Origin of the sequence: Cyanothece sp. BG0011 (assembly GCF_003013815.1) — a bacterium.
In the GTDB taxonomy this organism is placed as follows: Bacteria; Cyanobacteriota; Cyanobacteriia; order Cyanobacteriales; family Microcystaceae; genus Crocosphaera.
On sequence record NZ_PRLH01000141.1, the window covers coordinates 17,094 to 31,341 of the forward strand.

Annotated in this window: 13 protein-coding genes and 1 tRNA gene; 6 read left to right on the top strand and 8 right to left on the bottom strand. The window is 40.9% G+C overall.

The genetic code is table 11. The annotated features are described in order from the left end of the window. Nucleotides 1-208: 208 nt before the first annotated feature. Nucleotides 209-478: a hypothetical protein gene (locus tag C4E06_RS28140; protein ID WP_198648785.1), complete on the bottom strand. Its 270-nt coding sequence runs from the start codon at nt 476-478 to the stop codon at nt 209-211. On the opposite strand from C4E06_RS28140, the gene C4E06_RS17950 reads away from it, so the two are divergent. Continuing rightward, a complete protein-coding gene (locus tag C4E06_RS17950; protein WP_198648786.1) occupies nt 453-794 on the top strand; it encodes a hypothetical protein in 342 nt (113 codons plus the stop codon). The genes C4E06_RS28140 and C4E06_RS17950 overlap by 26 nt on opposite strands. A gap of 323 nt (nt 795-1,117) precedes the next feature. On the opposite strand, the gene C4E06_RS17955 is transcribed toward C4E06_RS17950, so the two are convergent. Further along, a complete protein-coding gene (locus C4E06_RS17955) occupies nt 1,118-2,710 on the bottom strand; it encodes a gamma-glutamyltransferase family protein (RefSeq protein ID WP_107669324.1) in 1,593 nt (530 codons plus the stop codon). A 199-nt stretch (nt 2,711-2,909) separates the two neighbouring features. Between C4E06_RS17955 and C4E06_RS17960 the strand changes: the two genes are divergently transcribed. Next, nucleotides 2,910-4,088, top strand: a complete 1,179-nt coding sequence (locus tag C4E06_RS17960; protein WP_107669329.1) for a hypothetical protein — start codon at nt 2,910-2,912, stop codon at nt 4,086-4,088. Between the two features lie 66 nt (nt 4,089-4,154). Here the strand turns inward: C4E06_RS17960 and C4E06_RS17965 are convergent. Further along, nucleotides 4,155-4,241 (bottom strand) — tRNA-Ser (locus tag C4E06_RS17965). A 333-nt stretch (nt 4,242-4,574) separates the two neighbouring features. On the opposite strand from C4E06_RS17965, the gene C4E06_RS17970 reads away from it, so the two are divergent. Next, on the top strand, nt 4,575-4,949 hold the full coding sequence (locus C4E06_RS17970; RefSeq protein ID WP_107669331.1) for a cytochrome c: 375 nt from the start codon (nt 4,575-4,577) through the stop codon (nt 4,947-4,949). A gap of 40 nt (nt 4,950-4,989) precedes the next feature. On the opposite strand, the gene topA is transcribed toward C4E06_RS17970, so the two are convergent. The 4 genes from topA to C4E06_RS17990 form a co-directional block, all read right to left on the bottom strand. Further along, a complete protein-coding gene (gene topA, locus C4E06_RS17975) occupies nt 4,990-7,635 on the bottom strand; it encodes a type I DNA topoisomerase (protein WP_107669332.1) in 2,646 nt (881 codons plus the stop codon). Between the two features lie 556 nt (nt 7,636-8,191). Continuing rightward, nucleotides 8,192-9,124 carry an NAD(P)-dependent oxidoreductase gene (locus C4E06_RS17980; RefSeq protein WP_107669334.1) on the bottom strand — a complete coding sequence of 311 codons (933 nt, stop codon included), beginning with the start codon at nt 9,122-9,124 and terminating at the stop codon, nt 8,192-8,194. Continuing rightward, nucleotides 9,121-9,891: an ABC transporter ATP-binding protein gene (locus C4E06_RS17985; RefSeq protein ID WP_107669336.1), complete on the bottom strand. Its 771-nt coding sequence runs from the start codon at nt 9,889-9,891 to the stop codon at nt 9,121-9,123. Before C4E06_RS17985 ends, C4E06_RS17980 begins: the two co-directional genes overlap by 4 nt. 7 nt (nt 9,892-9,898) lie before the next feature. Beyond that, nucleotides 9,899-10,705: an ABC transporter permease gene (locus C4E06_RS17990; protein ID WP_107669337.1), complete on the bottom strand. Its 807-nt coding sequence runs from the start codon at nt 10,703-10,705 to the stop codon at nt 9,899-9,901. A gap of 167 nt (nt 10,706-10,872) precedes the next feature. Between C4E06_RS17990 and C4E06_RS17995 the strand changes: the two genes are divergently transcribed. The 3 genes from C4E06_RS17995 (at nt 10,873) to C4E06_RS18005 (ending at nt 12,920) form a co-directional block, all read left to right on the top strand. Next, complete coding sequence (locus C4E06_RS17995; RefSeq protein WP_107669339.1) at nt 10,873-11,067, top strand: DUF2862 domain-containing protein; 195 nt, start codon at nt 10,873-10,875, stop codon at nt 11,065-11,067. Between the two features lie 174 nt (nt 11,068-11,241). Next, nucleotides 11,242-12,327, top strand: coding sequence for an ArsA family ATPase (locus tag C4E06_RS18000; RefSeq protein ID WP_107669341.1), 1,086 nt, complete (start codon nt 11,242-11,244; stop codon nt 12,325-12,327). Nucleotides 12,328-12,371: 44 nt separating this feature from the next. After that, nucleotides 12,372-12,920 (top strand): alpha/beta hydrolase, encoded by a 549-nt coding sequence (locus C4E06_RS18005; protein WP_107669343.1) that lies wholly within the window; start codon nt 12,372-12,374, stop codon nt 12,918-12,920. A 154-nt stretch (nt 12,921-13,074) separates the two neighbouring features. Here C4E06_RS18005 and C4E06_RS18010 read toward each other — a convergent pair whose 3' ends face one another. Further along, entirely contained in the window at nt 13,075-14,196 is a 1,122-nt protein-coding gene (locus tag C4E06_RS18010) for a site-2 protease family protein (protein ID WP_107669345.1), read from the bottom strand. Between the last annotated feature and the right edge of the window lie 52 nt (nt 14,197-14,248).

Genomic DNA, 14,248 nt, shown 5'->3' on the forward strand with positions numbered 1-14,248 from the left:
GTCATTGCGAGGGGTAGAAATTAATATTAATCTCTGACTCTCATTGATAATACCCCGAAGCAATCTTTAAATAACATACAGATGTTATAGTAACCATCAAAGCCTATTGTTTATATTACCCCTCGCAATGACAATTTAGGCGATAGGATAATGATGAAGTTTGATATAGTTGCCCATGAGTTAATAAACATAATTATCTTCATAAAAGTTAACGGCAACTAATTGTAAGCACTACGAATAAATTATAATCTAGCTTTTTTTGACTTTTTGTACTATCCTGTAAAAAATTATTATCACCTTCTGCTTTTGAAAAGAAAATGAATATTTCTACATTATTCAAATCTCTTCCTGTTTTTGCTTGTTCTACTCTTGTTTGCTTAGCTAATTTTTCTGTAGTGCAAGCTTCCCCTTTATCCCCATCTAATCCTACTAAACAAATTAGTGATAAGGCAATGCCTACCCATGAAACCAATGGCATTCGTTATCAGTTTGCAGGGTGTAAACAGTCAGGTGAAAATTTAAGTTGTGCTGTTTTATTAACCAGTTTAACGCAAGATTATGGTATGTATATTCATAACAATGATGTCAGAATAATTGACTTAGGAGGTAATCAATATTCTCCTCGTATGTTTCAATTTGGTGATTACGGTAATCAATTTCCAAGTGGACGCATTAATTTAGTTAAAGGTGTTCCTTTAAAGATTGTTGTTCATTTTCAAGGTGTTGGTACTAAAATGAATGGTGCATCTTTATTACAATTTCAAAATAGTCAATTAAAAAATCTGTCTTTTTAAAATTTCTGAGGTAGGTATTGCCTACCTTACTATTTTTTTGTAGTGCATTCTCTACAAGAGACTAAATAGACTAACATCCCTTAATTTAAGACGATAGGGTGGGCAAGTCAAAAACTTATCTAAATTAACTTCATCCTTAAAAACCTTGCCCACCTTACAAAATTCGTTATTATTGCTTTAGGAACAGTCTCTAAACACATAGACGGTAGGGTGGGCAAGTCAAAAACTTATCTAAATTAACTTCATCCTTAAAAACCTTGCCCACCTTACAAAATTCGTTATTATTGCTTTAGGAACAGTCTCTAAACACATAGCATAGCTTCTTAATAACCTAATGCTAAACCATCAGCCCGAGGTTCGGAACCTGCTATAAAAATACCGTTATTTTTTAAGATTATTTGACCTTTTCCAAACATGGTTTCAGGGGCTAATTTAACATCATGACATCGTTGTTTTAACCCTTGAACTATTTCAGGAGGTGTACCCCTTTCTAAAAGTATTCTATTTCCTTCTAAAAATCGCCATCTAGGGGCATCTAAAGCAGCTTGAGGATTCATTTGATAATCAGTTAAATTGACAACCATTTGTAGGTGTCCTTGGGGTTGCATCGGCGCACCCATTACTCCAAACGAGCCAATGGGTTGATTATCTTTGGTTAAAAATCCAGGAATAATAGTATGAAAAGGTCGTTTATTAGGTGCGATTTCATTAGGATGACCTTTTTCTAAGGTAAAAGCTGATCCTCGATTATGTAAAGAAATTCCTGTTTCTGGAACTAAAATGCCACTACCAAAACTATCATAATTAGATTGAATAAAAGACACCATTAACTCTGAATCTGCGGTACATAGATAAACCGTTCCTCCTTGGGGAATTCCAGGATTAGCTAAAGAAATAGCTTGATGAGTAATTAATTTTTGACGCTGTTTTGCATAATTTTTATTCAATAAATTTTTATTAGAAATGTTCATGTAATCAGCATCACTAACATAAGTGTAAGCATCAGCAAAAGCTAATTTCATCGCTTCTATTTGATAGTGAAAACTTTCGATAGAATCACGATTATACTGTTCAAGGTTGAAATTTTCTACAATATTTAAAGCCATTAATGCAGCAATTCCTTGGCTATTTGGGGGCATTTCCCATACTTTCAATTGTTTGTATTCAGTGACAATAGGGTCAACCCATAAAGGGGTATGACTAGCTAAATCTTCAGCTGTTACATAACCTCCTGTATCGGCTGCAAAATTGTTTATTTTTTCAGCTATTTTTCCTGTATAAAAACTCTCTCCTCCTGTCTTAGCAATCTCTTCTAAGGTTTCAGCATGGAGAGAACTACCCCATATTTCTCCTGCTTTCGGCGCACAATCTTTAGGAAAGAAAACTTGTTTAAAATATTGATATTCGGGTCTTTTTTTAGTGAGATAAACTGCTTCTTTGCGTCGCCATATTGCTGCGGTAACTGGAGAAACAGGAAAGCCATTTTTAGCGTAACGAATGGCAGGAATAAACAACTGTTCAAAGGGTAATTTTCCCCAACGGTTCCATACCTCGTACCACACAGAAACTGCCCCCGGAACCGTTACCGTTAACCAGCCTAACTCTGGCATTTTTTCTAAACTCGAAAAAGCGTCTAATGATAAATGTTTCGGGCTTTTTCCTGACCCATTAATTCCTTGTAACTTTCCATCCCAAACTAAAGCAAAAGCATCACCCCCGATACCATTAGAAGTGGGTTCAACTACGGTCAAAGTAATAGCAGTAGCAATAGCAGCATCAACGGCATTTCCTCCTGCTTGAAACATTTCGATTCCTGCTAACGTAGCTAAGGGTTGACTGGTAGCAACAGCGCAATTTTTAGCTAAAATAACACGGCGTTGAGAACCATAAGGATAAGCATTCAGATTAAATTGCATAATTTTAGAATTTAGAATTTAGAATTTAGAATTTAGAATTTATTTTTTTGCTCATTTTGTATTCCTCATTATTGTCATTCTCCACCCTACAAACTTTTACCTATTTAAAAACGATCTAAAAAAATCCTAATGAATTATCCTTGCTCTTAACTCCTACCATAAAATTGACGGCAACAGAAACATAAAATCATAAAAATTGATGGAAACTACCATAAAAATTAATCCTAAACCTGATACACCCAAAGATGAAACATTTATCAATATACTTTCTGATAAAGGGGCAAACGTTATCCTCGGTGAACAAACAGCCGAAAGTTTAGTTATACCTCTCGAACCTTCTCCTACCACTATGTTTGGTCCGAGAGGGGCCTGTTTAGTCTCTGAAAATGGTCCATTATGGGTGTGTGATACCGGTCATCATCGCCTATTAGGGTGGAGACATCGCCCCGAAACCGACGGTCAACCGGCAGACTGGGTGATTGGTCAACCGGACTTTTACCACGAAGGACAAAACGCCAAAGGAACCCCCCAAGCTAATACGGTGAGTGTTCCTACAGGAATATGCGTTTGTGGGGAAGGGTTAGCAGTAGCGGATGCTTGGAATCATCGGGTGTTAATTTGGAAACAATTGCCACACAATAATAATATTCCTGCGGATATTGTTTTAGGACAAGCCGATTTTCACCATAACCAAGTTAACCGAGGGGAAACGGACACCGCGGCCGATAGAATGCACTGGCCCTATGGAGTGATGTATCATCAAGGACGGTTATTTGTGGCTGATACGGGTAACCGTCGGGTGTTGGTATGGAATGAACGACCCACCCGTAACGGACAACCAGCAGATTATGTTCTCGGACAAGAGAATATGAACCGACGAGACGAAAACGGGGGAGGAAGTCCCACTGCGAGTAGTCTACGGTGGCCCCATGCTTTGGCTATTTGGCAAGATAACTTAGTGTTGGCCGATGCGGGTAATAATCGTTTAATGATATGGGAAGGAATACCTACGGAAAATAATGTCCCTTGTCGTCTAGTATTAGGACAAAGCAACTTTCAAGGGGCCGAGTTAAATCAAGGTGGCTATTTTCCCACCCCTAGCAGCCTCAGTATGCCCTATGGAGTGGCAGTGATGGGTCAATGGTTAATTGCTGCGGATACGGCTAATTCTCGCCTAGTCGGATGGACTGAGGAATTAATGACGGGGAAAGTTGCCCAGGGGTTAACTGGACAATCTCATTTTGGTAGTAAGAGTGAAAACCGTTCTTATGGTGGGCCGACTCGTCAAAGTTTAAGCTGGCCCTATGGTATTACAGTTTGCGGTCAGACGGCGGTTATTGCTGATTCTGGTAATAACCGTGTTCTATTGTGGAGATGAAAGCCTAGTCAATATCTTAGTCGCAACTCTCGATGACTGCCGAGTCACTCTTCAAACTTCTGAGAACGGAGAGGGAGGGATTCGAACCCTCGTTAAAGTTTCCCCTAAACAGCATTTCCAGTGCTGCGCCTTCAACCACTCGGCCACCTCTCCTTATGGGGTCACAAATATTAATTGTACACCACTGATAAACTTTTTTTAACCCTTTTTTCGAGAAAATTGTCAGTAAATCATAACTTAACTAACCTCAAACAACAGTCAAGCACCGAACAGACAAGGGTTACAGTGATCTGTTATGGTAACTTAACGGGTCATTGCTTTTTTTCTCAGTTACTAACCCAATCTTGTCAAGTTTTTTTAAAAAAATTAATATTATGAGGAAAATTACCCTTAAATTGTTACATTACTTAACGGAACTAGCTTTTTACCCCCAAAAGATTGCAAAATGTAAAGAGAAGGCTAACCCAATCGCCCCTTGAATCTACTGTGACTGAAGAGTTAATCCAACCCAAGGATGCTATCCAACGACTAATCCTAATTATTTTAGGCATGATTTTTCTGGCTATCGTTATGGTAGTCGGTTGGTATCTTCATCAAATTTCTGATCCCTACATCAATGATGTGTTATCCCGTCAAGGAGATATAAGTCGGGGACAGGCGATTTTTGAGATTAATTGTGCTGGTTGTCATGGGATAGACGCAGATGGAATTGTCGGACCGAGTTTGCATCGTGTTCAAAAGCATAAATCTAAACTCAGTTTAATCCAACAAGTGATTAGTGGAAAAACCCCACCGATGCCAAAATTTCAACCCAATCCCCAGGAAATGGCCGATTTATTAAGTTATTTAGAAGAATTGTAACAACTATGTCGGATAGATTGATCCTATCCGACAAGTAACCTTAAGAGTTTGTCTTTTTCGGGGTGCTGGTTTTACTTTTCGTGGTTCGTTTTGTGGTCGTTTTCTTAGTTTTGCTAGTGCTTTTACGGGTGGTTTTCTTCTTAGTAGAGGCTTTGGCTGCTAACAATTCTAAGGCCTTTTCTAAGGTAATGCTTTCAACGGTTTCCCCTTCGGGTAGACCAGCATTGACCTTACCATGTTTGACGTAAACCCCATAAGGACCTTCGTAAACATTAACCGCTTGTTGATCGTCAGGATGAACCCCCAACTCTTTTAAAGGTTTCTTGGTACGACCGCCACCCCGTCCTTTTTTGGGTTGGGCCAATAATTCTAAAGCCCGTTCTAAGGTCACCGTTAAGACATCATCCTCTTTTTTGAGCGATCGATAGTCTTTGCCATTTTTCCCTTGATCATGAACCACATAGGGGCCAAAGCGTCCGATACTGGCTTTAATTTTTGCTCCAGTCTCAGGATGAGTTCCCAATAAACGGGGTAAGGCCAATAATCCCACCGCCATGTCTAGGGTGACAGTTTCAACATTAGTTCCTTTGGGTAAAGAAGCCCGTTTTGGTTTTTTATTTTCCTCTGTGACTTCTCCTAACTGAACATAGGGACCGTAACTACCGATCAAAACATAAATCGGTTCACCGGTTTCCGGGTGTAACCCTAACTTCTCAGGGCCTTCAGTTTTTTGCTTCAATAACTTATTAACTTGTTCCGGATTAAGATCCGAAGGGGTTAAGTCAGCCGGGATAGAGGCGGTAATTTTCTCTTCCCCGTCCAAAACTTCAACATAAGGACCAAACTTACCAATTTTCACCGTTGCGTCTAAATTGTCCAAATTAATGGCTTTAGCCACCCCTGGATCAATTTGATCCACTCGTACTTTAACTTGAGTGTCTAACCCTTCTTCTCCTGAATAGAATTTTTGGAGATAGGGAACCCATTGAGCTTCCCCTGTGGCAATTTCGTCGAGGGTTTGCTCCATTTTTGAGGTAAATTTTGTATCCACCAAGTCAGGAAAATGGTTTTCCAGTAAATTTACCACGGCAAAGGCGGTAAACGTAGGCACTAACGCCTTACTCCGCATTTGAGCATAACCGCGATCGCGGATCGTCCCGATAATACTGGCGTAGGTACTGGGCCGGCCCACCCCTTCTCCTTCCAACATTTTCACTAAAGACGCTTCGGTATACCGCGCCGGGGGTTGGGTTTCGTGGCCCAAGACATCTAATTCTTTGCAGTCCGGGTGATCCCCTTCTGCTAGGGGCGGTAAGATCACCTCTTGATCTTCGATCGCTGCATCGGGATCATCAGACCCTTCCACATAAGCCCTGAAAAAGCCAGGAAAATCGATTCGTTTACCAGAGGAGCGAAACCCTGCGTCTTCTACGTCCAAAAGAACGCTAATCTGAGTTAATTTGGCGTTAGCCATCTGACAAGCGACGGTACGCTTCCAAATGAGGTCATACAGGGCAAATTCTTGTCCCGATAACCCGGTTTCTTGGGGCGTGCGAAAACGGTTGCCGGCCGGGCGAATGGCTTCATGGGCCTCTTGGGCGCCTTTGCTTTTGGTGGTGTATTGTCGGGGTTTTGGACTTAAATATTCCTTGCCATATTTTTCTTCAACGCAGGTTCTCGCTGCTTTAATGGCTTCATCAGACAAGTGAACCGAGTCAGTCCGCATATAGGTGATATAACCTTCTTCATAGAGTTTTTGAGCAATGCGCATGGTATCTCGCGCTGATATGCTCAATTTGCGGTTTGATTCTTGTTGGAGGGTGGAGGTGGTAAAGGGGGCGTAAGGTTTACGGGTGGTGGCTTTTTCTTCTTTTTTGGTAACGGTCCAAGTTTTCCCGTCTAATCTTTCTTTAAGGGTGTTGGCTTCTTGTTCGTTGAGCAGCACCACATCGCGCCCCTGAGCAATTTTCCCGGTGTTGGGGTCAAAATCTGACCCTGTGGCGATTTTCTTGCCTCCTAGGGTGATTAATTTGGCTTCAAAGGGACTGTTTTCCTTTTCGAGTAAGGCTTTAAGATCCCAATAACCCCCAGATTGGAACGCCAGGCGATCGCGTTCCCGTTGCACTAATAACCGTACGGCCACGGATTGAACCCGTCCGGCAGACAGTCCCCAAGCGATTTTTTTCCAGAGTAGAGGAGAGAGGGTGTAACCGTATAAACGGTCTAAAATTCTTCTGGTTTCTTGGGCGTGAACTAAGTTTTCGTCAATATCCCGACAATTTTGGAGGGATTTTTGAATGGCTTCACGGGTAATTTCGTGGAACACCATCCGTTTAATAGGGACTTTGGGCTTGAGAAGTTGTAATAAATGCCAACTGATGCTTTCCCCTTCTCTATCTTCGTCAGTGGCTAAGATCAATTCATCTGCGCTTTTTAAGGCTGATTTTAACCCCTGAACCACCTTTTTTTTGCCCTTGGGGATAACATAAATGGGTTCAAAGCCATTTTCTACATTGACCCCTAGGTTTGCCCAGTCTTTATCTTTGTAAGAGGGTGGTATTTCATCGGCCGAGGCCGGGAGATCTCGAACATGGCCCATGGATGCCTCCACTTGGTATCCTTGGGGTAAATAATTTCTAATGGTACGGGCTTTGGTGGGTGATTCAACAATAACAAGGGTTGACATAATCGTTGTTAATAATCAAGCAAGTTTAGCGGATTTGATCTAAGCCTGGGTAATGGACTTATTCCTAGCTTATCAATTACCACAAAAGGTTATAAGGAAAATCTATTATAGAGAATTATCTCTCATTACGATAATAGAGATTTTTGATAAGTTTGTTGACCTCTTTTAGGTAACTTACCACGAGGTTTAGTTAAGTAATGCCTAATTTAATGGGAATTTTCGGGTGTGGGCTGTGGGGAGTTGGGCAATACTGCGTAGGTTTTGGATTTTGACTTTTCTTTAAGGCAAGCAGAGGAGCAGGGAGACCTTCGCTGAGGAGAGGGCTTTTCGGTTTTCTCCCCCGCAAGAAAGCTCCCTTCTCCTCGCGCGTTCACGCTTGTCGGGGAACCCGACCGGGGTCGCTCGTCTCCCTTGAAGTCTCAACTAGGGTTTTGAGTAAAACCTGAGTAGTATTGGGATTTGGGGGTGAGACAGAGGGATTAAGAGAAAAATGCAAGAATTTTCTCGCTTTTTTACCGAAAATCTTGCATTTTTACCCTAAGTTTCCCTAGTTTTTCTAGACATTGGAATAAATACTATTGCGGAGAATGGTATAACCTTTAATTAATTCTCGAATTCCCCGACTTAAAGGCCATTCTGGTTCAAACCCTGTTTTGAGAATGCGCGCATTAGAGACAATATAGTCTCGTTTGTCGGGATCTTCGCCAATGGGCGCTTCTAAATAGACAAATTTAGGTAAATATTTTTTTATTTCAGCGCATAATTCTAATTTAGAGAGATTGGCATCTTCTAAACCCACGTTGTAGGGTTTGCCTTTCATGGTTTCAAAATTTTCAATCCCATGGACAAAGACTTTAGCGACATCTCGAATATGAATATAATTCCGCTTAAAATGCCCTTCAAAAATGACCACAGCGCGATCGTAAAAAGCACGATAAACAAAGTCATTAACCAACAAATCAACCCGCATTCTCGGGGACATTCCGAACACAGTGGCCAGTCGGAAGGTCATACTATTTTCCCGTTCTAAAACCGCTTTTTCGGCTTCGACTTTGGTGGTTCCGTACAGAGAAATGGGACGTAACGGAGACTCTTCTGTACAGAATTTACCGGATTCTCCAATGCCATAACCACTATTGGTCACAGGCATTAAAATCCGTTGTTGAGGACTCGCTAAATCACAAATCATTTTAACCGCTTCGTAGTTAACGGTACGGGTTCCCACTTCATCCCGACTACATAGGGGCGCACCCACCAAAGCAGCTAAGGGGATAATTACATCAGCGTCTTTGAGTAATTCTTTGATTAAAGATTCATTACGACAGTCTCCCCGTACCACATTAAAGGTGTCATACTGACAGCAATCAGCCAAACTATTTTGGCCAAACATAAAACTGTCTAATACGGTCACTTCATAGCCTTGGGCCAATAAAGTTGGGGTTAAAATCGAGCCAATATAGCCCGCACCCCCAGTAATTAAAATTTTCATAGATGATTATGTAATTCTAATGTTGAATTTTCTTGAACAGAGATCAGATAACGATGAATCGCTTCATCGGTATCGCCAATAAAGCGAACTTTGCCTTGATCGAGCCAAATCGCGCGATCGCAAGATTGTTGAATGAAATCCAATCCATGGGAAACCACTAAAATCGTTGTATGATGTCCCCATAATCTATCCATCCGCTTTTGACATTTATGCTTAAAGCTTTCATCGCCAACGGATAACACTTCATCTAGGATTAAGATATCTGGCTCGACATCTGTCGCAATGGAAAACCCTAAACGGGCAGTCATCCCTGAAGAAAGAGCTTTAACCGGAGCTAAGCTATAGTCCGTTAAATCGGCAAACTCTAAAATAGAGGCCACACGCTCTTTCATCTCTTGACGAGGGAAGCCTAACATAACGCCGTAAAGAATTATATTATCAGTTACGGACAATTCTCCGTCAAATCCTGCCCCTAATTCTATCAAGGGTGCGATTTCGCCCTTAACCCGAATTTGGCCGGATGTGGGTTCTAAAATCCCTGTGATCACTTTGAGTAGGGTGGATTTTCCTGACCCATTAGCGCCGATGATACCGATTTTTTCCCCAGCATGAACCGTCAGATTAATACGGTCAAGAATTAATTTTCTTGACGGTTGACGGTATTTCCCCTCTAACATAGATAGGATGGTTTTCTTTAAATCATAAGAAAACTCTTCTTGGGTTCTACGCCATAGGGAAACTTGATCGAGTCTAATTGCTTCTACCATTTAACCTTTAGAGCAAGTCCATAAAGTTTTTTTGCCAGGAGCGGAAACACATCCAGCCTAACACCAAAAGGATGAAACCATTTAAAAATGAATGTAAAATTAAGGTTACATCAGGGAAAGCACCGGATAAAGATATCTGGCGAATACTCTCAATAATTGGAATGAGCGGGTTAAGGAGTAAGAAGGATTTGACCGAACTGGGAACAATTTCAGCCGGATAAAAGACAGGGGAGCTAATCCAAAGAACAAAACAAATTAGCTCATAAAAATAGGGTAAATCTCGGAAAAAAACATACAACGCACTGACAAAAAACCCTACCCCTGTACACACAAAACTCAAGGCTATCAAAGGGAAGATTAGCGCAATAACGTTGAGGACATTTTTAGAAATGATTAAAGTAACAATGGCCAATAAAGGCAATGGCCCCATGAGAAATTGAAAGATATTGGCCACAATCATTGAAACCGGAAAAATGGTAATGGGTAAACGAACCTTATTCAACAATGACCCATTTCCCACCACACTAGTTAACGCTTGGCTGGTAGAAGAGGAAAAAAAATTGATGACAATTAAGCCAGTGAAGGCAGCCAAAATATAGTTAAAGGTCGAATCATCGTAATATTGTGCAAACGCTGTGCCAAAAATAGCTGAATACAACCCCGTCATAATCAGGGGATTCAACAATGACCAATACACCCCTAAAAATGAGCCTCGATAGCGTCCTTTTAAATTTCTTTCGACTAAGATTTGTAGCAGTTCTAGGTATCGTCTGGTTGACGACCCTTGAAGACTAGCTTTTAGGGTAATGGTCATAATCAATTATTAATACCAACAAGTTAGGAATTAATGGCGTATTGTATTAAATGTCAGCTACTTTTGTCGAGTTGTTCCCGATAACTTCAGAAAATTTTAACCATCAATAATGGGCCAGATTCGGCTAAACTGGGGAATGGTTCATTAATAGATTAGTAAATTTGGGCATGGAAATCGGGCAGAAAGTAAAAGTAATCCGTCTTCGCGATCGCGTCTCTGGAAAACTGGTTGATAAACTGGGTAAAGAAGGGACCATCAAGGAATTTAAAATGACTGATGGCAGTGGAATCGGTGCAGTGGTCGAGTTTGCTGATCAAACCGCGACTTGGTTTTTTGGGGATGAACTCAAACCGGTGGAATAATCTACTTTGTTTTGGGAGAAGCAACGGTTAACGGTGGCGATGATTAAGGAATCTTGATTTTACCCATCTCAAAGCTTCTCCCTCACCCTCAGACAGAGTTCCCCTTATTTGTCTGTTGGTAAGATGGGAAACAGTGGGAAACTGAATTCATAAAAAAATAATTTTTGATAACTCATGGCTTTGATTTTAACCTTTTTAGGCAAAGGCGGTAGTGGTCGCTCAACAGTGGCCATCGCTACAGCTAAAAAACTGGCAAAGGGGGGCTCTCGTGTCCTCTTCTTGTCTCAAGATTCGAGTCCAGTCTTAAATCGTTTATGGGGAACAACTTTAGAAGCCTCTCCAACAGAAATTGAACCTAATTTAAAAGTAATGGCTTTACAATCGGCCCAGTTACTTTCAAAAGGATGGGAAGAGATTAAGGAATTAGAAGCGCAATATTTGCGATCGCCGACCCTAAAAAATGTCTACGGCCAAGAGTTAGGGGTGTTACCTGGAATGGATGGGGCCCTAGCTATGAATGCTTTACGAGAATACGAACAAAGCAAGGAGTATGATGTCATTGTCTATGACGGAGACAGTGCCTTAAACACCTTACGGATGTTTAGTATTCCAGAGATTATGAGTTGGTATGTTCGACGGTTTCGGGAGGTGTTAACGGAGTCTGATGTGGGTAAAGCGTTGGCCCCGTTTGTACAACCTATCACCAGTGCTATTTTAAATGTGTCCTGGAGTCCGGATGATCTTAAAAATACCCCAGCTAATGATATTTTACAGTCAGGAAAGGCTGCTTTAGCCGATGCTAATCGGGTGGCGGCTTATTTGGTCACCACAGAAGACGAGATGGCTATCGCCGCAGCTAAATATTTTTGGGGTGGGGCGCAACAAGTGGGTTTAACGGTTCGGGGTGTCATTGTTAACCAGGGTGAAACAACCGCTTTAGCCGAAGAATTTGACCCCTTAACCCTGTCTTCTTTCCCTAAACGTGAGGGGGATAACTGGCAACCCTTAATGGATGCGCTACCGCAATTTTTAGGGGACTCTCAAGCGCCTAAACCAGTGACCATTGATGTTACTAACCGTCAAGTCAAGGTATTTTTACCTGGATTTGAGAAAAAACAAGTCAAATTAACCCAGTATGGACCAGAGTTGACCGTGGAAGCCGGAGATCAACGCCGTAATATTGAATTACCCGGACCCTTAGCCGGACAATCGGTAAAAGGGGCAAAGTTTCAGAATCATTATTTGATTGTTTCTTTATAATAAGAAACATAAGAATATGAATAGTAATAGGTAATAAATTAACGATGACAGCACAGCATAAAAAGCAAGGGAAGAAACCTCAAATGATCTTGAGTCTCTTGCTGGCTATTTTCGGAATCGTTTCAGCTAAACTGCCTAGTCAAGCGGCTGAAACAGTTATCTTGAAATATAGTATTTTACGAGAATCGGTCTCCGTTGAAGAGTTAAGTCAATTGGCCGATACAGGAGAAGCGTCAAGATCCCTGAGAGCCTATCTTAAATTAGCAAATAAAGAGCCAGAAGAACTCAGGGCATTATTGAATAATAATGTCGATGTTGACCCGGTTTTCTTATCAAAAGTTCTCAATAGTTTTGCTGGTAGTATGGTTCTCGATCCTGTAGGAGAAGTGATTCATACCCCCTCAAAACGGGCTAACAGAGAATCCTTGAGAGGGGCGTTAGTGACCTCGGCCTTATCGGATAAAAATATACGCTTAATTGAAATCTTTGAGAACTATCCGACCGAAGAAATTCATGTAGACGGCGATCGCTTAGCGGAAATTTATCAAAGTATCGAAGGATTTGTCAGTAAAGTGCCTCGTCTTCCTTTTTAACCGTGAACTGTGATGGTTCAACCTAACCAATATTATAGGGGTCAACAGCCGTTGACCCCTACTATTTGTTACATACAAAAATGGGTAGGGGCATAATATATTATGCCCCTACACTCTATTTTATAAAGTCGCAAACTGATCTCAATATCTTGGCTTACGCAGCTTGAGCTTGTTTGTCTTTTTCGAGTAATTTGATAATAGAATTCTTTTCGAGTAGTCCTAAAACTCTTCCATTATCGCCTATGACTGTTAGTTGTTGTTGGGGATCATTTTCTAGCATTTTCACCACTTCTAACAGGGTTTCATTGGACTTAATCGTAATGATGTCTTTGACAGGTTCCATAACTTCAGAAACCGTCATCTCAGTCCAACTAGAGGTAGGAACTTTTTTCAATCCGTCTACTTTTAAAACCCCAGATAAGTTACCTTCTGTATTAACCACTAAGAACTTTCTCCACTGATTTTTCCCAATGACATAATCATTGACAAATTCACGAATGGTTAACTCACTAGAAACAATAGGACTATCAGGAATTACCGCGTCTTCTGCTGTATAACCATTGAGGGTTTCTTGTACCTGTGCAGACTGGGCAGAAACACCAGCATTTTGTAACAAGAAGAAACCAATTAATAGAGTCCAAAAGTTACCAAATTGGATCAGACCTAAAATGGATAAACCACCAACGGCAACCGCTAACCAGCCAAAGACTTGACCTACGCGACTGGCAAAAATAATCCCTTTATTAGGGTTCCCTGTAATCTTCCAGACCAAAGATTTTAAGATGTTTCCTCCATCCAAAGGGAGACCAGGAATTAAGTTAAATAATCCTAGCACTAAGTTAATAGAAGCTAACAGTTGAATAATGGCTTCAATGGGTGCCGGAAAAGCAACATTAAAAGCAACAATAAAGAGAATAGCAGCCAGTAATAGACTAACCACCGGTCCGGCTATTGCAACTAAAAAAGCCTCTAACGGACTGTCAGATTCTTTTTCTAAACTAGCCAATCCTCCAAACAAAAATAAAGTAATCGATTTAACATTAATTCCTTGAGAAATAGCCACAAAACTATGACCTAATTCGTGAGCCAATACAGAAGCAAATAATAAGATAGCAGCCACAAACCCTAAAATCCAAGGGACAACGCCATTCAATTCTTGAAAGTAGGCTAACTGTCCCCCATAACTAAACGTAACTAACCCCAATACTAAAAACCATGAGGGGTTAACATAAAAAGGAATACCAAATAAATTTCCAACTCTTATATTGTTATTCATATGAATAACCTCCTATCGTGTCAGCGATTTTATCTTACATCGCTGTTTCTTA

Bases quoted from the DNA above. Each gene is read 5' to 3' on its own strand.
- C4E06_RS17950 (WP_198648786.1), top strand. From the start codon at position 453: ATGCCTACCCATGAAACCAATGGCATTCGTTATCAGTTTGCAGGGTGT.
- C4E06_RS28140 (WP_198648785.1), bottom strand. From the start codon at position 478: ATGCCATTGGTTTCATGGGTAGGCATTGCCTTATCACTAATTTGTTTA.
- C4E06_RS17955 (WP_107669324.1), bottom strand. From the start codon at position 2,710: ATGCAATTTAATCTGAATGCTTATCCTTATGGTTCTCAACGCCGTGTT.
- C4E06_RS17960 (WP_107669329.1), top strand. From the start codon at position 2,910: ATGGAAACTACCATAAAAATTAATCCTAAACCTGATACACCCAAAGAT.
- topA (WP_107669332.1), bottom strand. From the start codon at position 7,635: ATGTCAACCCTTGTTATTGTTGAATCACCCACCAAAGCCCGTACCATT.
- C4E06_RS17980 (WP_107669334.1), bottom strand. From the start codon at position 9,124: ATGAAAATTTTAATTACTGGGGGTGCGGGCTATATTGGCTCGATTTTA.
- C4E06_RS17985 (WP_107669336.1), bottom strand. From the start codon at position 9,891: ATGGTAGAAGCAATTAGACTCGATCAAGTTTCCCTATGGCGTAGAACC.
- C4E06_RS17990 (WP_107669337.1), bottom strand. From the start codon at position 10,705: ATGACCATTACCCTAAAAGCTAGTCTTCAAGGGTCGTCAACCAGACGA.
- C4E06_RS17995 (WP_107669339.1), top strand. From the start codon at position 10,873: ATGGAAATCGGGCAGAAAGTAAAAGTAATCCGTCTTCGCGATCGCGTC.
- C4E06_RS18000 (WP_107669341.1), top strand. From the start codon at position 11,242: ATGGCTTTGATTTTAACCTTTTTAGGCAAAGGCGGTAGTGGTCGCTCA.
- C4E06_RS18005 (WP_107669343.1), top strand. From the start codon at position 12,372: ATGACAGCACAGCATAAAAAGCAAGGGAAGAAACCTCAAATGATCTTG.
- C4E06_RS18010 (WP_107669345.1), bottom strand. From the start codon at position 14,196: ATGAATAACAATATAAGAGTTGGAAATTTATTTGGTATTCCTTTTTAT.